The following is an 18359-nucleotide window of genomic DNA, read 5'->3' as shown; positions in this document are numbered from 1 at the left end:
ACCGGGAAACGCCGTGAGTCCGTCGCGCCTGTTCATCCTGCGTCCGGTGGCCACCACGCTGTCGATGGTGGCCATCCTGATCGCCGGCTTCATCGCCTACCGGCTGCTGCCCGTCTCGGCCCTGCCGGAAGTGGACTATCCGACCATACAGGTGGTGACGCTGTACCCCGGCGCCAGCCCCGACGTGATGACCTCGCTGGTCACCTCGCCATTGGAGCGGCAGTTCGGGCAGATGCCGGGCCTGAACCAGATGTCGTCGACCAGTTCGGGCGGCGCCTCGGTCATCACGCTGCAATTCAATCTCACCCTGCCGCTGGACGTGGCCGAGCAGGAAGTGCAGGCGGCCATCAACGCCGCCTCCAACCTGCTGCCCGGCGACCTGCCGGTGCCGCCGACCTACAACAAGGTCAACCCGGCCGACGCGGCGGTGCTGACCCTGGCGATCACCTCGCCCACCATGCCGCTGCCGCAGGTGCGCGACCTGGTCGACACGCGGGTCGCGCAGAAGCTGTCGCAGATCTCCGGCGTGGGCCTGGTCAGCGTGGCGGGCGGGCAGCGGCCCGCGGTGCGGGTGCAGGTCAATCCGCAGGCGCTGGCGGCCAACGGGCTGTCGCTGTCGGACCTGCGCACGGCCATCGTCGGCGCCAACGTGAACCAGCCCAAGGGCAACCTGGACGGTCCGCTGCGCTCGACCACCATCAACGCCAACGACCAGCTCAAGACGCCCACCGACTACAACGACCTGATCATCGCCTACCAGAACAACGCGCCGCTGCGCCTGTCGGACGTGGCGCGCGCGGTCGAGGGCGCCGAAGACGTGCGGCAGGCGGCCTGGGCCGGCGACAAGCCCGCCATCCTGCTGAACATCCAGCGCCAGCCGGGCGCCAACGTGATCGACGTGGTCGACCGCATCCAGGCGCTGCTGCCGCAGTTGCGGGCTGCCCTGCCGGCCACGCTGGACGTGAGCGTGGTGTCCGACCGCACCCAGACCATTCGCGACTCGGTCGCCGACGTGCAGTTCGAAATGCTGCTGGCGGTGGCGCTGGTGGTCATGGTGACCTTCGTGTTCCTGCGCAGCCTCACGGCCACGCTGATTCCCAGCGTGGTGGTGCCGCTGTCGCTGGTCGGCACCTTCGGCGTCATGTACCTGGCCGGATTCTCGGTCAACAACCTGACCCTGATGGCGCTGACCATCGCCACCGGCTTCGTGGTGGACGACGCCATCGTCATGATCGAGAACATCGCCCGTCATCTCGAAGAGGGCGAGACGCCGCTGCAGGCCGCGCTTAAGGGCGCGGCGCAGATCGGCTTCACGCTGATATCGCTGACGTTCTCGCTGATCGCGGTGCTGATCCCGCTGCTCTTCATGACCGAGGTGGTGGGACGGCTGTTCCGCGAGTTCGCGATCACGCTGGCCGTGTCCATCCTGATCTCGCTGGTGGTGTCGCTGAGCCTGACGCCCATGATGTGCGCGCGCCTGCTGCGCGCCGAGTCGGCGCAGAAGCACGGGCGCTTCCATCGCGCCACGGGCGCCTTCATCGACCGCGTCATCGCCGGCTACGACCGCTGGCTGCAGGTCGTGCTGCGGCACCAGCCGCTGACGCTGCTGGTGGCGCTGGCGACCTTCGCGCTGACGGTGCTGCTGTACCTGGCGATCCCCAAGGGCTTTTTCCCGCAGCAGGACACCGGCCTGATCCAGGCCATCACCCAGGCGCCGCAGTCGATTTCGTTCAAGGCCATGGCCGAGCGCCAGCAGGCCGCCGCGCGCCTGGTGCTGGAAGATCCCGACGTGCAGGCCGTGTCCTCCTTCATCGGCGTGGACGGCAGCAACGCCACGCTCAGCGCCGGACGCCTGCAGATCGCGCTCAAGCCGCATGCCGAGCGCGACGGCGACCTGCGCACGGTGATGGCGCGCCTGGACCGGGCGCTGGCCGCACAGGACGGCCTCACGGTCTATATGCAGCCGGTGCAGGACCTGACCATCGAAGACCGGGTCAGCCGCACGCAGTACCAGATGACGCTGTCCAATCCGGACCTGAAGGTGCTGAGCGAATGGACGCCCAGGCTGGTCGAGCGCCTGCGCCAGGTGCCCGAACTCAAGGACGTGACCGACGACCTGCAGGACGAAGGCCTGCAGGCCTGGGTCGAGATCGACCGCGACGCGGCCTCGCGCCTGGGCATCACGGCCGCCGTGATCGACGAGGCGCTGTACAACGCCTTCGGCCAGCGCCTGATCTCCACGATCTTCACGCAGTCCAACCAGTACCGCGTGGTGCTGGAGGTGCAGCCGCAGTTCCAGACGACGCCGTCCTCGCTGGGGCAGATCCGCGTGCCCACCGCCTCGGGCGGGCAGGTGCCGCTGTCGTCGGTGGCGCGCATCACCGAAGGGCGCACGGTGCTGGCCGTGAACCGGCTGGACCAGTTCCCCATGGTGACGGTGTCGTTCAACCTGGCGCCGGGCGCCTCGCTGTCCGGCGCGGTCGAGGCCATTACCGCGGCCGAGGCCGACATCGGCATGCCCACCGGCGTCGAGACGCGCTTCCAGGGCGCGGCGCTGGCGTTCCAGAATTCGCTGTCGAGCACGCTGTGGCTGATCCTGGCCGCGGTGGTCACCATGTACATCGTGCTGGGCGTGCTGTACGAAAGCTATATCCATCCCATCACCATCCTGTCGACCCTGCCGTCGGCCGGGGTCGGGGCGCTGCTGGCGCTGCTCATCAGCGGCACCGAGCTCGACATGATCGGGATCATCGGCATCATCCTGCTGATCGGCATCGTGAAGAAAAACGCCATCATGATGATCGACTTCGCGCTGGACGCCGAGCGCAAGCGCGGCCTGACCCCGCTGGCGGCCATCCATGAGGCGGCGCTGCTGCGCTTCCGTCCGATCCTGATGACCACGCTGGCCGCGCTGTTCGGCGCGCTGCCGCTGATGCTGTCGTCCGGCACCGGCGCCGAGCTGCGCCAGCCGCTGGGCCTGGTGATGGTCGGCGGGCTGCTGCTGTCGCAGGTGCTGACGCTCTTCACCACGCCGGTGATCTACCTGATGTTCGACCGCATGTCGCGCCGCTGGCGCGGGGCGCGCGCCGCCGCGGCGGAGGATGCGTCGTGATCCTGTCGGCGCCCTTCATCGTCCGGCCGGTGGCGACCACGCTGCTGAGCCTGGCGGTCGTGCTGGCGGGCCTGCTGTGCTATTTCCTGCTGCCGGTGGCGCCGCTGCCGCAGGTGGACATCCCCACCATCTCGGTGTCGGCCAGCCTGCCCGGGGCCAGTCCCGAGACCATGGCCTCCAGCGTGGCCACGCCGCTGGAGCGCTCGCTGGGCAGCATCGCCGGCGTCACCGAGATGACCTCCCGCAGTTCGCAGGGCTCCACCCGCATCACGCTGCAGTTCGATCTCTCGCGCGACATCAACGGCGCGGCCCGCGACGTGCAGGCCTCCATCAACGCGGCGCGCTCGCTGCTGCCGACCGGTCTGCGCAGCAATCCCACGTACCACAAGTCCAATCCCTCGGACGCGCCCATCATGACGCTGGCGCTGACCTCGGACACGCTCAGCCAGGGGCAGCTCTACGACATCGCCTCGACCATCGTGGCGCAGAAGCTGTCGCAGGTGGAGGGCGTGGGCGAGGTGACGGTGGGCGGCAGTTCGCTGCCGGCGGTGCGCGTCACGGTGCTGCCGGGGGCGCTGGCCAACCGCGGCGTGTCGCTCGACGAATTGCGCGCGGCCCTGGCCAACGCCAACGCCAACCGGCCCAAGGGCGTGCTGGAGAACGACCGCTACCACTGGCAGATCATGGCCAGCGACCAGCTCAGCCGCGCCGAGCAGTACCGGCCGCTGATCGTGGCCTGGCGCGACGGCGCGCCGGTGCGCGTGTCGGACGTGGCCAAGGTGGAGGACTCGGTCGAGGACCTGTACCAGACCGGCTTCTACAACCACAGCAAGGCCATCCTGATGATCGTGCGGCGCCAGGCCGACGCCAACATCATGGAGACGGTGGACGCGGTGCGCGCCCAGCTGCCGGTGCTGCAGGCCCTGATGCCGGCCGACGCCAACATGTCCGTGGCGCAGGACCGCACGCCCAGCATCCGCGCCTCGCTGCACGAGGCCGAATTGACGCTGATCATCGCGGTGGGCCTGGTGGTGCTGGTGGTGCTGCTGTTCCTGCGGCGCTGGCGCGCGGCCCTGATCCCCAGCGTGGCGGTGCCGGTGTCGCTGATCGGCACCTTCTGCATCATGTATCTCAGCGGCTTCACCCTCAACACGATTTCGCTGATGGCGCTGATCGTGGCCACCGGCTTCGTGGTCGACGACGCCATCGTGGTGCTGGAGAACATCATGCGCCACGTCGAGCGCGGCATGTCGCCCATGCGCGCGGCGCTGCGCGGCTCGCGCGAGGTCGGGTTCACGGTGCTGTCGATGAGCCTGTCGCTGGTGGCGGTGTTCATACCCATCCTGCTGATGGGCGGCGTGGTCGGGCGCTTTTTCCGCGAGTTCGCCGTGACGCTGTCGGCCGCCATCCTGGTGTCGCTGGTGGTGTCGCTGACCCTCACGCCGATGATGTGCGCGCGCCTGCTGCAAAACGAACCGCGCGAGCCGCGTCCGCCCGGCAGGCTGGCGCGCTGGGCCGAGCGCGGCTTCGAGGCCATGCTCGGCGGCTATCGCCGTACGCTGGGCTGGGCGCTGGCGCACGGCCGCCTGATGATGCTGACCCTGGCCATCGCGGTGGGGCTGAACGTCTACCTGTACACGGTGGTGCCCAAGGGCTTCTTCCCGCAGCAGGACACCGGCCAGCTGCTGGGCTTTTTCCGGGTCGACCAGGGCACCTCGTTCCAGGCCACCGTGCCCAAGCTGGAAGCGCTGCGCAAGGTGGTGCTGGCCGATCCGGCGGTGCAGAGCATGACCGGCTACGCCGGCGGGCGCGGCGGCAGCAACAGCAGCTTCATGCAGATCCAGCTCAAGCCGCTGGAGGAGCGCAAGGTCTCGGCCGACGTGGTCATCAACCGGCTGCGCGGCAAGCTGCAGAACATGCCGGGCGCGCGCATGTTCCTGGTGTCGCAGCAGGACATCCGCATCGGCGGACGCCAGAGCCAGGGTTCGTACGACTACACGCTGATGTCGGGCGACCTGCAATTGCTGCGCACCTGGATGCCCAGGGTGCAGCAGGCCATGGCCAAGATTCCCGAAATCACCGACGTGGACGCCGACGTGGAGGACAAGGGCCGCCAGATCGACCTGGTGATAGACCGCGACGCGGCGACCCGGCTGGGCGTCAGCATGTCCACCATCTCCACGGTGCTGAACAACTCGTTCAGCCAGCGCCAGGTCTCGGTGATGTACGGGCCGCTGAACCAGTACCACGTGGTGCTGGGCGTGGACCCCAAGTTCGCGCAGGACATCGAATCGCTCAGGCAGGTCGAGGTGATCACGGCGGCCGGCGCGCGCGTGCCGCTGTCGGCCTTCACCCGGCTGGAGAACACCAACGCGCCGCTCAGCGTGCAGCACCAGGGGCTGTTCGTGGCCGACACCATTTCGTTCAGCCTGGCGCCGGGCGTTTCGCTGGGCCAGGCGACCGCGGCCATCGACGCGGCGGTCGCGCGCATCGGCCTGCCGTCGGATCAGATCCAGGCGGGCTTCCAGGGCACCGCCGCGGCCCTGCAGCAGACGCTGGCGCAGCAGCCCTGGCTGATCCTGGCGGCGCTGGTCACCATGTACATCGTGCTGGGCATTCTGTACGAGAGCTTCGTGCATCCGCTGACCATTCTGTCCACGCTGCCGTCGGCCGGGCTGGGCGCGCTGCTGGCCCTGCTGCTGCTGCGTTACGACTTCACGCTGATCGCGCTGATCGGGGTCTTCCTGCTGATCGGCATCGTCAAGAAGAACGCCATCATGATGGTGGACTTCGCGCTGGAGGCGGAACGCAGCCAGGGCATGAGCCCGCGCGACGCAATCTTCCAGGCCTGTCTGACGCGCTTTCGCCCCATCATGATGACGACCATGGCCGCCATCTTCGGCGCGCTGCCGCTGGTGCTGGCCACCGGCGCCGGCGTCGAGATGCGCCAGCCGCTGGGCATCACCATCGTCGGCGGCCTGGTGCTGAGCCAGATCCTCACGCTGTACACCACGCCCGTGGTCTATCTTTACCTGGACCGTTTCCGCCTGTGGGCCGCGCGCGGACGCGCCCGCCGCGACGGATCGGCCGCCTCCATAGAACAAACATGATGCGCAACGCCATGCTGTCCGTGAATCGCCTTCTTCCCCGCGGCGCCGCCGCGGCCGCGCTGTGCGCGCTGCTGGGCGCCTGTGCCGTCGGTCCCGACTACCAGCGTCCGGCGCTGGACGTGGGCGCGGCCTACAAGGAAGGCCAGGTCCAGGTCGACGGCTGGAAGCCCGCCCGTCCGCGCGACGAGGCCGAGCGCGGCCAGTGGTGGCGGGTCTACGACGATCCCGTGCTGGACGATCTGGTCGCGCGCCTGAACGCGTCGAACCAGACCATCGCGCAGGCCGAGGCCAACTACCGGCAGGCGCTGGGGCTGGTGCGCGGCGCGCGCGCCGGCTTCTTCCCGACCGTGGGCGCGGGCGCCGGCATGAGCCGCTCGGGCAGCGGCGGCGGGCAGGGCGGCGCGACCTCCGCCTCCGGCGGCAACGTGTCCAACCAGTATTCGCTGACCGGCAGCGTCAGTTGGGAGGCGGACCTGTGGGGGCGGGTGCGGCGCAGCGTCGAATCCTCGGAAGCCAGCGCCGCGGCCAGCCTGGCCGACCTGGGCGCCACGCGCCTGAGCGCGCAGGCCGCGCTGGTGCAGTCCTACCTGCAGCTGCGGGTGCTGGACGAACAGAAACGCCTGCTCGACGCCACCGTGGCGGCCTACGAGAAATCGCTGCAGCTGACCCAGAACCGCTATGCCGTGGGCGTGGCCGGCCAGGCCGACGTGGCCGTGGCGCGCACGCAGTTGGAAAGCACGCGCGCGCAGTCCATCGACCTGGACTGGCAGCGCGGCCAGCTCGAGCACGCCATCGCCGTGCTCATGGGCCAGGCGCCGTCGCAGTTCAGCCTGGCGCCGGCCGTGTTCACGCTGCGCCTGCCGCAGATCCCGGTGGGCCTGCCGTCCGAACTGCTGGAGCGCCGCCCCGACGTGGCGGCGGCGGAACGCCGCGCCGCGGCCGCCAACGCCCAGATCGGCGTGGCGCAGGCCGCCTGGTTCCCCACGCTGACGCTGTCGGCCGACGGCGGGTTTCGCAACGGCCAGTTCGCCGAGCTGCTGACCGCGCCGGCGCGCTTCTGGTCGCTGGGACCGGCGCTGGCGCTGACCATCTTCGACGGCGGCGCGCGCCAGGCGCAGGTCGAACAGGCCCGCGCATCCTACGACGCCCAGGCCGCGGCCTACCGGCAGACGGCGCTGACCGGCCTGCGCGAGGTCGAGGATTATCTGATCCAGCTGCGCGTCATGGAGCAGGAGCAGGCCGTGCAGCGCCGCGCGCTGGAAGCGGCGCGCGAATCGCTGCGGCTGATACAGAATCAATACCAGGCGGGCCTGGTGGATTACCTCAGCGTGGCCGTGGTGGACGCCACCGCGCTGGGCAGCGAGCGCAACGCGCTGAGCCTGCTGGGCAACCGCCTGGCCGCCAGCGTCAACCTGATCGTGGCGCTGGGCGGCGGCTGGGAGCCGCAGCCGGCCGTCGCCCAGGCGCGGGATGCCGCGCCCGCGGCCGACTAGCGCGGCAACGGCGGCTACAGCCCGATCGCGGCGAGGCCGGGCCGGCGCAGGTGCCAGTCGGTCTGCGCCTGGAACGCCATGCCGATGCGGCCCAGCGCGCCTTCCCCGTTGGGCTTGCCCAGCAGCTGCACGCCGATGGGCAGGCCGTCCGCGGTGAATCCCGCGGGCAGCGCCAGGCCCGAGGCGTTGACGTAGTTGCCGGGCCGGGTGAAGGCCGCCAGCGGCGTGGCGGCCTCGTCCACTTCCTCCAGCGGGCAGGCGGCGAAGGGCAGGCAGGGCGCCAGCAGCGCGTCGTAATCGCGCATCCAGTTGCGCCAGTCCTCGCAGGCGGCGGCGTGGGCCTGCAGCGCGCGGATGTAGTCGGCGGCGCTCACGTGCTTGCCGGCCAGCACCCGCGAGCGCACGTGAGGGCCCAGGGGCAGGTTCCCGTCCTCGATGTAGTCGCGATGCTGCGCATAGGCTTCGGCGGCGATGATCTGGCCGTTGCGCAGCATCATGTCGTGGAAATCGAAGGGGAAGGGCGCCTCGACCAGGTCCGCGCCCAGCCCCGCCAGCACGCGCCGCGCGTCGTCCAGGGCGCCTTGCACGGCCGCGTCCACCGCGATCGGATATTGCGCCGGCGGCATGAGCGCGATGCGCACGCCGCGCAGCGGCTGCGCGCCCGCGGCCGGTTCATGGAAGCGGAAGGCCGGCACGGCCTGCGTCACGGGATCGCGCGGATCGGGGCCGGACAGGGCCTGGGTCAACAGCAGCGCATCGCGCGTGTCGCGCGTGAGCGGGCCGATGGAGTCCAGCGTGTGCGACAGCGCCACCGAGCCGTGCAGACTGATGAGTCCGCGCGTGGTCTTCAGGCCGGTGATGCCATTGAGCGCAGCCGGAATCCGCACCGAGCCGCCGGTGTCGGAGCCCAGCGCGGCCGGCGCCAGGCCCGCGGCCACCGCCACGCCCGAGCCGCTGGACGAGCCGCCGGGTATGCGGGCGCGGGCCAGGTCCCAGGGATTGCGCGGCGTGCCCATCACGGGATTCGTGCCCCAGCCGCCGAAAGCGAACTCCACCATGTGCGTCTTGCCCAGCACCACCATGCCGGCGTCGACCAGCCGCGTCACCGCCGTGGCGGTGACCGCGCTGCGGCGCTGCGTCCACGCCTGCGAGCCGGCCGTGGTGACCTGGCCTTCGATGTCGCACAGGTCTTTCACGGCCACGGGCAGGCCGTCCAGCGGACCGAGCAGCCCGTAGCCCGCGCGGCGCCGCGCGTCGGCGGCCTCGGCCAGCTTGAGCGCGCCTTCGCGGTCGACGCTGACGTAGGCGCCCAGCGCCGGATTGGCGCGGTCGATGCGGTCCAGGTAAAGCCGCGCCAGTTCCACCGAGCTATAGCGGCCCGCGGCCAGCCCGCGCGCCAGTTCGCCCAGCGTGGCAAATGCGATGTCAGACATGTTTTCCTCAGAAGATGGACGAGCGGCACGCACCACCGTGCCCCCCGGCAAAAAAAAGTTCCTGCCCCAACTTGCAACTGGCCCCCCCAAAGCGGGGACACCGCCAGATCCGGCTCCGCCGGTCTGCAGGTGTCGCCCCCCTGGGGGGGCGCGCGTAAGCGCGTAGGGGGGGGGACCTCTACCTCGCCTTCCAGTCAGGAGCCGGGTAAACCGGCTTCTGCGTGGCGACGTCCGCCGGCCACACCGGCACCATGCCCTTGCCGGGCAGCAACTGCACCACGGGGAAGGGCATCAGGAGCTGCTTGCCCGTGTCGTCGATGGCGTACGGACCGGCCATGACGGTGAGCTTGCCGGACAGGTCCAGCGAGGCCTTCTTGAGCGCGGCGGCGTCGGTGCCGCCGGCCTTCTTCACGATTTCCTCGGTCAGCGCGCCCGCGCCGTAGGCCAGCGCGGTCTGGAAGTCGGGCGGGAACTCGGCCTTGGGGAACTTGCGGTCATAGGCCGCGGCGAACTGCTCGCGCGTCATGCCGGCGTTGACGTTCCAGTTGATGGCGGGGTGGTAGTTGGTGTGGCTGTAGATGTAGTTGGCGTCCGCGCCGATGGCCTGGAACTGCGGCGTGGATGCATAGACCATGAAGACATACGGGAAGTTGATGTCCAGCTGCTTCATCTGGCGCGTCATGCTGATGAGGTCGCCTTCGTACGAGGTCGGCACCAGCGCCTCGGCGCCGGCCGCGCGCGCCTTCTGCAGGATGGTGCTGAAATCCTTCTGGCCCTTGGGATACTTCTCGAACAGCACCACCTCCATGCCGTTCTTGGTTGCCTGTTCGCGGCCGCCTTCGGCCAGGCCGGCGGGAAACGGTTCGTCCGAATACAGCAGCGCCACCTTCTTCACGCCCTGTCTGGCGGCCAGCTCCATGTTGGCGCGCAGCATGGCCGAGACCGGCATCTGCGTGCCGGACACCATGTTCTTGAAGCCCTGCTTGTAGAGATCGTCGCTGGCGGCCGACCAGACCATCATGTACTTGCCCAGGCGTTCGGTCACGGTGGCGGCCGCGGCCGTCAGCGTGGAGCCGAAGGGCGCGAACACCAGATCGACTTTTTCATCGACAATCAGGCGTTCGTAAACACGGGTCACCATCTGCTTGTCGCTGCGGTCGTCCAGCTTGACCAGTTCTACCGGGTATTTCTTGCCGTTGAGTTCGATGCCGCCACGGCGGTTGACGTCGTCGACCCACAGCTCCACGCCGCGCACGCCGGATTGCGAGGCCAGCGCGAAGCTGCCGGTGGACGACACGGTCATGCCCACCCGGATCTTGTCCGAGGTCTGGGCGGCGGCGAGGGAGGGCGTCAGGGCGGCCAGGGCCAGGGCCACGGCCGGTAAGCGGAACAGCCAGGATTTCGCGAACATGGGTTGTCTCCTATCGTTTTTGGACGTGGGCACTGTCTCCCGCGCAGCTTGAGCGCCAGGCCCGGTGTTGGGCAATAATTGCCCAACACCCGAGAAAGCGTATAACAAATAGGCATGGAGTGCACGCCTTGAATAAATTGAACTACCGGCAGACCGAAATGCTCTGGGCCATCGTGATGGCCGGGTCGATCAGCGGCGCGGCGCGCCTGTTGAACATTTCGCAGCCGGCGGTCAGCCGGATGCTGGCGCAGACCGAGAAATCCCTGGGACTCACGCTGTTCGAGCGGGTGCGCGGGCGGCTGCGGCCGACGCCGCAGGTGCACAGCCTGTTCGAGGAGATCGAAAAGACCCAGCGCATGATGCAGCGCGTCAACGATCTGGCCGACGCCCTGTCCGAGCACGGCACCGGCGTGCTGCGGCTGGCTTCCATCCCCAGCCTGGCGCAGTTCCTGGTGCCGCGCGCCGTGGCGCGTTTCCAACAGCGCCATCCCGAGCTGCTGCTGCGGCTGAACACCAGTGCGCTGCCCAGCCTGATCACCGAGGTGCTGCAGGGCGAGGCGGAGCTGGGGCTGGTGGTCATGCAGGCGGATCATCCTTTCCTGACGTCCGAGCTGCTGCACGTGGGGCGCATGGTGGCGGCGATCCCGAAATCGCACCCGCTGGCCGGGCGCAGCCTGGTCAGCCTGGCCGACCTTTCCCCGCATCCGCACATCGTGGTGGGCACGCGCATGCCCTTCGGCATGCTGGTGCTGGGGGCGTTCGAGCAGGCCGGGCTGCCGTGCAATATGTGCGCGGACGTGCCCTGGAGCCAGCTGGCCTGCGCCCTGGTCAACGCTGGCGTGGGCATCGCCATCGTGGACGAATTCACCGTCATGCAGAACACCATGCCCGACGTGGTGATCGTGCCGCTGGCCGAGCGCATCCCGCTGAACATCTCGGCCGTCTACGCCAGCGGCCGCGAGCCCTCGGCGATCGCCGTGGAGTTCATCAAGGGGCTGCGCCAGGTGCTGGCGGAGGCCTTTCCGGCCGAAAATCAGGGTTAATACTTAACCTAAAGTTATGGTTGTGTAGGCCATAATCTCCTCCAAAGAAATCGGCCGTCCACCCCGGACGGGCCCGGAGGAAGACACCATGAGCAGCAGTCCCGCCCTGGCGGCGGGCGCGGCTTCGCATCGCGCGCAGGATCAGCGCGCGGTGCGATTGCGCACCCGCATCGCAATCACCGTCTTTGTCGCGCTGACCGCCATCCTGGCCGCGATCCCGCTGGCGACCTCGAACATCTCGTTCGCGTTCTACCTGATGCTGTGGATCACCATGGCCAGCGCCATGAACATCTGCGTGGGCTTCACCGGCTACCTGCCTTTCGGCTATGTGGTGTTCTACGGGGTGGGCTCGTACGCCACCGGCATCTGCTACAAGATCCTGGGCTGGCCGATCCTGCCCTCGCTGCTGGCGGCCGGCGGCGTGGGCCTGGCGATCGCGCTGCTGCTGGCGCCCACGCTGCGCCTGCGCGGGGTGTACTTCGGCATCGTCAGCCTGGCGCTGGCCACCATCGTCAAGCTGGTCATCTCCAACCTGCCGCAGTCCTTCACCGGCGGCAGCATGGGCATCATCCTGTCCAACGCCAACAATCCCTCGCACAGCTACTACGCCATGCTGATCGTCATGGGCGCCACGCTGGCCACCGTGACGTGGCTGTCGGCCTCGCGCCTGGGCCGCGCGCTCAAGGCGATCCGCGACGACGACGGCGCCGCCGCCTGCGTCGGCATCCACGTTCCCAATACGCGGCTGAAGGCCTGGCTGCTGGCGGCGCTGTTTCCGGCCCTGGCCGGCGGCATCGAGGCCTGGTACACGAACGTGGTGGACCCGGAGTACGCCTTCCACGTGCTGATCACGGCCAAGAGCATCATCTACGCCATGGCCGGCGGCTTCGGCACCATCCTCGGGCCGGTGGTCGGCACCCTGGCGCTGCTGGGCATCGACCACATGATCTGGCAGAAATTCCCGGTGGTGAACCTACTGCTGCTGGGCCTGATCATCGTGCTGCTGATGCTGTTCCTGCCGCGCGGCATCGTCGGCAGCCTGATCAAGCGCAAGCCGCAACTGCGCCGCTACATCGCCTGAGGAGGCCGCCATGACCGGACTGATAATCCAGGGCCTGATGAACGGCCTGATCCTGGGGGCCATCTACGGCCTGATCGGCGTGGGCCTGAACGTGGTGTTCGGCGTGCTGCGCGTGGTGAACTTCGCGCACGGCGAATTCCTGGTGCTGGGCGCCTATTTCGCCTACTACCTGATGGAGTACGCCGGCATCAATCCGCTGCTGGCGCTGCCGCTGGCCTTCGCCGCCTTCTTCCTGGCGGGCTACCTGCTGTACTTCGTGCTGATCCCGCGGCTGAACAAGGCGGACGATCCCGAGATCAGCTCGCTGCTGCTGATGTTCGGCGTGTCCATCATGCTGGGCGCGCTGATGCTGCTGGCCTTCGACGCCGACGCGCGTTCGCTGCCGTACGAGATCGATCCGGTGTTCCTGAAGTTCGGGCCGGTGCTGATTCCCACCGTGCGCCTGCTGGCGCTGGTCATCGCGCTGGCCATCATCGGCGGCCTGACCGTGTTCCTGTACCGCAGCCAGGTGGGCAAGGCGCTGCGCGCCATCATCATGAACCGCGATGCGGTGCGCATCGTGGGCATCAACGCCGAGCGCCTGTCCGGCGTGGCCTTCGGCCTGGGCGTGGGCCTGGCCGCGGCCAGCGGCGTGCTGGTGGCGATGGTGTTCCCGGCGTTCTCGCCCTTCATGGGCAACGACTACACGCTGATCGGCTTCATCGTCATCGTGCTGGGCGGCCTGGGCCATCCGGTGGGGGCGCTGGTGGGCGCGCTGCTGTACGGCATCACGGAGCAGGTGTCGGTGGTGTTCTTCAACCCGTCCATCGCCACCATCTGCGGCTTCGCGCTGATGGTGGCGATGATCTTCGTCAAGCCCAGCGGCCTGTTCGGCCGCCAGGCGCTGCGCTGAACGGGAGCCGTACATGTTGAAAGTCACGAATCTGAAGAAGCGCTTCGGCGGCCTGGTGGCCCTGCAAGGGGTGGACCTGCACGTGCCGCGCGGCTCCATCCTGGGCGTCATCGGCATGAACGGGTCGGGCAAGACCACCTTGCTCAACTGTATCAACGGCATCTACACGCCGGACGAAGGCCGTATCGAGCTGGAGGGCCGGGACATCGCCGGCCGCCAGATCCACGAGGTGGCGAGGCTGGGAGTCGGGCGCACCTTCCAGGTGCCGCGCATCTTCCGCCAGCTCAGCCTGTTGGACAACCTGGACGTGGCGCAGCAGCAGGCCGGCCGCAGCGCCGACGAGCGCTATGCGCTGTCGGAGTACTGGCTGCACAAGGTGGAGTTGCACCGGCTGCGGCACAACTATGCCGAGGAGCTGTCCGGCGGGCAGCAGAAGCTGGTGGAACTGGCGCGCATCATGGTGGCGCGGCCCAAGGTCGTGCTGCTGGACGAGCCGTTCGCGGGCGTGAACCCGGCGCTGGCCGAGCTGCTGATTTCGGTGATCCGCGAGCTGCCGACCGAGCATGACTGCTCGGTGGTGCTGGTGTCGCACGACCTGACGTCGATCTACCAGCTGTCGCACCACATCATCGTGATGAACGAAGGCGCGATCCTCTGCGAGGGCGACGCGGACCGCGTGCGCACCGATCCGCGGGTCGTCGAAGCCTATCTGGGAGCCTGACATGAGCACGCCTATCATCGCGCTGGAGGACGTGACGGTCGCCTATCACGGCGACATCACGATCCTGAACCGCATCAACGTGCAGGCGCGCGCGGGCAAGGTCACGGGCGTGATCGGACCCAACGGCGCGGGCAAGTCCACGGTGCTCAAGACGCTGTTCGGCTTTCTGCCGCCGCGCACGGGCCGCATCGTGCTGCGCGGACAGGACATCAGCGCGCAGCCCTCGCATGAACGCGCCGGCCACGGCGTGGCGTTCGTGCCGCAGCACCGCAGCCTGTTCGGGGACCTGTCGGTGCACGACAACCTGCTGCTGGGTTGCTGGCCGTTCCGGCGCGACAAGGCGCGGGTGCGCCAGCGGATCGATTCGGTCTATGACCGCTTTCCGATCCTGGCGCAGAAGCGCAACGATCCCGTGTCGAGCATGAGCGGCGGTCAGCAGCGTTTCGTGGAGTTCGGGCGGGCCCTGCTGATCGAGCCTTCGGTGATCCTGCTGGACGAGCCCACGGCGATGCTGGCGCCCAAGATTTCCAAGGAGATCTACGGCTTGATCCGCGGGTTCGCCGACGAGGGGATGACGGTGGTGCTGGTGGACCAGAACGTGCGGCGCTGCGCGGAGGTGGCCGACTATATGTACATCCTGGAGCTGGGGCGCAACAAGGCCGAGGGCGGGCGCGAGTCTTTCGAGGACGGCGGCGGCCTGCGGGAGATGGTCGCGTCCTGGATGGATTACAGGATCGATTGACGCCGTGCGCGGCGCGGCCGCGCGCACGGCGTTTCTGGAACGCGAATCAGAGCAGGCCGCGTATCCCGGCGATGCCGTGCGCGCCATGGCGCAGCGCCGCCGACAGCGTGGCGGCGGACTGGCCGCCCAGCGCGAAGACCGGGATGCCGGCGTCGCGGTTGCCGGCGACGAAGCCTTCCCAGCCCAGCGTGGGCGCGCCCGGATGCGAGGCGGTTTCCAGGACCGGCCCCAGCACGGCGAAGTCCGCGCCGAGTTCGCGCGCATGCACGACTTCGGCGTTGTCGTGGGCGGATACGCCCACCAGCGCGCCGGCGGGCAGGGCGGGGCGGGTGTGCAGGCGGGCCGCGTCGGCGGCGCGCAGGTGCACGCCGTCGGCTTCCTTCCACCAGGCCGCGGGATGCACGCTGTTGACCAGCACGCGCGCGCCGGCGGCGCGGCAGCGCTTGAGCACGCTTTGCAGCACCTCATGCAGCGAGCTGGCACCCACGCCGTCCGGCCATTGCGGCTCGCGCAGCTGCACCAGCTTCACGCCGCGCGCCAGCGCCGCCTCCAGGCGGCCGAGAAACGCGGGCACGCCGGCGCGCGAGCCGATGCCGCTGATGGCGTAAGCGGTGGGCAGCTGCAGCCAGCGCAGCGGCGGCAGCGTGGCGGGCAGCAGGTCGCCGACCGCGCCGGCCTCGGCCGGGTCCACCCATTCCAGGCGCTGGTTCTCCAGGCCGCGCGGCTCGCCTTCCCAGCCCGTGACGTGGCAGAAGGCCAGGCGCACGGTCGTATGCGGATAGGCGTGCACGTAGGTGACCCAGGGGCGCGACTGCGTGACGCGGATGCCGATCTCTTCGTGCAGCTCGCGGGCCAGGGCTTCGAGCACGGTCTCGCCGGGTTCGAGCTTGCCGCCCGGCAGTTCCCACCAGCCGGCCCAGGGCTTGCCTTCGGGACGCTGGCCCAGCAGCAGTTTGCCGTCCGGACGCAGGATCAGGCCGGCGGCGACGTCGACGATTTTTTCAGACATGCCGGGCCGCCCAGTCGCGCGCGAATTGATAGGCCACGCGGCCCGAGCGCGAGCCGCGTTCGATGGTCCACTGCAGGGCCTCGGTGCGCGAGGGCTCGATCTGCGCTTCGGGACAGCCGAGTTCGCGCAGCCAGTGGTAGACGATGTCGAGGTAGTCGTCCTGCTTGAAGGGGTAGAACGACAGCCACAGCCCGAAGCGCTCGGACAGCGAGATCTTTTCCTCGACCGTCTCGCCGGGGTGGATCTCGCCGTCGGGCTGGTGCTTGGCCGCCAGGTTCTCGCTCATGTATTCCGGCATCAGGTGGCGCCGGTTGGAGGTGGCGTAGATGAGCACGTTGTCGCCCGAGGCCGAAACCGAGCCGTCCAGCACCGACTTCAGCGCCTTGTAGCCGGCCTCGCCTTCCTCGAAGGACAGGTCGTCGCAGAACACGATGAAGCGTTCGGGCCGGGCGGCCACCAGTTCGACGATGTCGGCCAGGTCGCCCAGGTCGGACTTGTCCACTTCGATCAGGCGCAGGCCGCGCTCGCCGTAGGCGGCCAGCATGGCCTTGACCAGCGAGCTCTTGCCGGTGCCGCGCGCGCCCGTCATGAGCACGTTGTTGGCGGGCTTGCCGGCGATGAACTGCTGGGTGTTGCGGTCGATGATGGCCTTCTGGCGCTCGATGTGCTGCAGGTCTTCCAGGTCGATGCGCGCCACGTGGCGCACGGCGTCCAGCCAGCCGCGCGAGCCGCGCTTGCGCCAGCGGAACGCGTGGGCGGTCCAGTCGATTTCGGGCGGGGCGGGGGGAAGCCAGGCTTCCAGCTGGGCCAGCACGCGCTCGGCGCGCTGGATGAGGGTCGAGAACTCGTTTGCGGTCACGGCTGCGGTCCGGAAAGTGCGGGGTTCAGGAACGGTAGTCGGCGTTGATCGACACGTACTCGTACGAGAAATCGCAGGTATAGACCGTGTCGCTCACCTGGCCGCGGCCCAGCGCGATGCGCACCTGGATCTCGGCCTGCTTCATGACGCGCTGGCCGTCGGCCTCCTGGTAGTCGGGATTGCGGCCGCCGTCCTTGGCCACCAGCACGTCATCCAGCCACAGGCGGATGCCGGACACGTCCAGGTCGTCGATGCCGGCATAGCCCACCGCGGCCAGGATGCGGCCCAGGTTGGGGTCCGACGCGAAGAAGGCGGTCTTGACCAGCGGGGAGTGCGCCACCGCGTAGGCCACCTTCAGCGCCTCTTCGGTGCTGCCGGCTTCTTCGACGCGGATGGTCATGAACTTGGTGGCGCCTTCGGCGTCGCGCACGATCTTGGTGGCCAGGTCCAGCGCGGCGGCGGTCAGGGCTTCGCGCACGGCCGCGTAGGCGGCGTCGGACTCGCTGAGGACCTCGACGCCGGACTTGCCGGTGGCGGCGATGATGAAGGAGTCATTGGTGGAGGTGTCGCCGTCGACCGTGATGCGGTTGAACGAGGCGTCGGCGATCTCGCCGGCCAGCTTGGCCAGCAGCGGCTGGGCGATGCCGGCGTCGGTGGCCAGGAAGCTCAGCATGGTGGCCATGTTGGGGCGGATCATGCCGGCGCCCTTGCTGATGCCGGTGAAGGTGACGGTCTTGCCTTCGATCTGCACGCGGGCCGAGTAGATCTTCGGCAGGGTGTCGGTCGTCATGATGCCGTGGGCGGCGCTGGACCAGTGGTCCGGGCCGAGGTCGGCGATGGCGCGGGGCAGGCCGGCGACCAGGCGGTCCAGCGGCAGCGGTTCGAGGATGACGCCGGTGGAGAACGGCAGGATCTGGGCGGCGGGCACGCCCAGCAGCTGGCCCAGGGCGGCGCAGGTGTCCTGCGCTTTCTTGAGGCCTTCGGCGCCGGTGCCGGCGTTGGCGTTGCCGGTGTTGATGATCAGCGCGCTGATGGGGCCGCCGGCGGCCAGGTGGGCCTGGCAGACCTGCACCGGGGCGGCGCAGAAGCGGTTGCGCGTGAACACGCCCGCGACGCTGGTGCCTTCGGCCAGGCGGAACACCGTCAGGTCGCGCCGGTTGGCCTTGCGGATGCCAGCCTCGGCGACGCCGATTTCTACGCCGGCAACAGGGAAAATTTCGGACTCGGAGGGGATCTGCAGGTTAACGGCCATGACTTCGTCTCATGAATGAGCAGGACGGAATCGCCGCCAGGCGAGGCGGCGTACGAGGGAAAGCTTTGTATTATCCCACCGCTTTGGGGCGCCCGATGGGTTTCGCGCGCTCGATGGTCGCGTTCCTGTTTAAAGGATCTCGCGCTGCACCCATCCTACGATCATCGGTCGGTTCGTAGGATGGGTGCAGCGCGAGGCCCC

Annotated in this window: 13 protein-coding genes; 8 read left to right on the top strand and 5 right to left on the bottom strand. The window is 68.9% G+C overall.

Translation table 11 applies throughout. The features are described 5' to 3' along the window. Positions 1–13 precede the first annotated feature (13 nt). Genes AC1M14_RS24140 through AC1M14_RS24130 form a run of 3 tightly spaced genes read left to right on the top strand, consistent with a single transcriptional unit; the run spans position 14 to position 7715 of the window. Positions 14–3112, top strand: a complete 3099-nt coding sequence (locus AC1M14_RS24140; RefSeq protein ID WP_479730571.1) for an MdtB/MuxB family multidrug efflux RND transporter permease subunit — start codon at positions 14–16, stop codon at positions 3110–3112. Beyond that, positions 3109–6222 (top strand): multidrug efflux RND transporter permease subunit, encoded by a 3114-nt coding sequence (locus AC1M14_RS24135; protein ID WP_479730570.1) that lies wholly within the window; start codon positions 3109–3111, stop codon positions 6220–6222. Before AC1M14_RS24140 ends, AC1M14_RS24135 begins: the two co-directional genes overlap by 4 nt. After that, positions 6222–7715, top strand: a complete 1494-nt coding sequence (locus AC1M14_RS24130; RefSeq protein WP_479731835.1) for an efflux transporter outer membrane subunit — start codon at positions 6222–6224, stop codon at positions 7713–7715. The genes AC1M14_RS24135 and AC1M14_RS24130 overlap by 1 nt, the downstream gene beginning before the upstream one ends. Before the next feature lie 14 nt (positions 7716–7729). On the opposite strand, the gene AC1M14_RS24125 is transcribed toward AC1M14_RS24130, so the two are convergent. Next, positions 7730–9148: an amidase gene (locus AC1M14_RS24125; protein WP_479730569.1), complete on the bottom strand. Its 1419-nt coding sequence runs from the start codon at positions 9146–9148 to the stop codon at positions 7730–7732. A gap of 178 nt (positions 9149–9326) precedes the next feature. Then, on the bottom strand, positions 9327–10559 hold the full coding sequence (locus tag AC1M14_RS24120) for an amino acid ABC transporter substrate-binding protein (protein WP_111826771.1): 1233 nt from the start codon (positions 10557–10559) through the stop codon (positions 9327–9329). Positions 10560–10678: 119 nt separating this feature from the next. Here AC1M14_RS24120 and AC1M14_RS24115 point away from each other — a divergent pair, with 119 nt between their 5' ends. The 5 genes from AC1M14_RS24115 (at position 10679) to AC1M14_RS24095 (ending at position 15038) form a co-directional block, all read left to right on the top strand. Continuing rightward, the gene (locus tag AC1M14_RS24115; RefSeq protein WP_102775710.1) at positions 10679–11602 is read left to right on the top strand and encodes a LysR family transcriptional regulator; all 924 of its coding nucleotides are present in this window, start codon (positions 10679–10681) and stop codon (positions 11600–11602) included. 88 nt (positions 11603–11690) lie between these two features. After that, positions 11691–12683: a branched-chain amino acid ABC transporter permease gene (locus tag AC1M14_RS24110; protein ID WP_102775711.1), complete on the top strand. Its 993-nt coding sequence runs from the start codon at positions 11691–11693 to the stop codon at positions 12681–12683. A gap of 10 nt (positions 12684–12693) precedes the next feature. After that, the gene (locus tag AC1M14_RS24105) at positions 12694–13575 is read left to right on the top strand and encodes a branched-chain amino acid ABC transporter permease (RefSeq protein WP_102775712.1); all 882 of its coding nucleotides are present in this window, start codon (positions 12694–12696) and stop codon (positions 13573–13575) included. 13 nt (positions 13576–13588) lie between these two features. Then, positions 13589–14296 carry an ABC transporter ATP-binding protein gene (locus tag AC1M14_RS24100; RefSeq protein ID WP_102775713.1) on the top strand — a complete coding sequence of 236 codons (708 nt, stop codon included), beginning with the start codon at positions 13589–13591 and terminating at the stop codon, positions 14294–14296. A 1-nt stretch (position 14297) separates the two neighbouring features. Beyond that, complete coding sequence (locus tag AC1M14_RS24095) at positions 14298–15038, top strand: branched-chain amino acid ABC transporter ATP-binding protein (RefSeq protein WP_102775714.1); 741 nt, start codon at positions 14298–14300, stop codon at positions 15036–15038. A 46-nt stretch (positions 15039–15084) separates the two neighbouring features. Here AC1M14_RS24095 and AC1M14_RS24090 read toward each other — a convergent pair whose 3' ends face one another. Genes AC1M14_RS24090 through argJ form a run of 3 tightly spaced genes read right to left on the bottom strand, consistent with a single transcriptional unit; the run spans position 15085 to position 18158 of the window. Continuing rightward, a complete protein-coding gene (locus AC1M14_RS24090) occupies positions 15085–16047 on the bottom strand; it encodes a Nudix family hydrolase (RefSeq protein WP_479730568.1) in 963 nt (320 codons plus the stop codon). Further along, the gene (locus tag AC1M14_RS24085; protein WP_102775716.1) at positions 16040–16906 is read right to left on the bottom strand and encodes an ATP-binding protein; all 867 of its coding nucleotides are present in this window, start codon (positions 16904–16906) and stop codon (positions 16040–16042) included. Before AC1M14_RS24085 ends, AC1M14_RS24090 begins: the two co-directional genes overlap by 8 nt. A gap of 25 nt (positions 16907–16931) precedes the next feature. Continuing rightward, entirely contained in the window at positions 16932–18158 is a 1227-nt protein-coding gene (argJ, locus tag AC1M14_RS24080) for a bifunctional glutamate N-acetyltransferase/amino-acid acetyltransferase ArgJ (protein WP_479730567.1), read from the bottom strand. Between the last annotated feature and the right edge of the window lie 201 nt (positions 18159–18359).

The organism is Achromobacter sp. SX5, from assembly GCF_056711425.1.
This window is presented reverse-complemented; position numbering and strand designations above follow the sequence as displayed.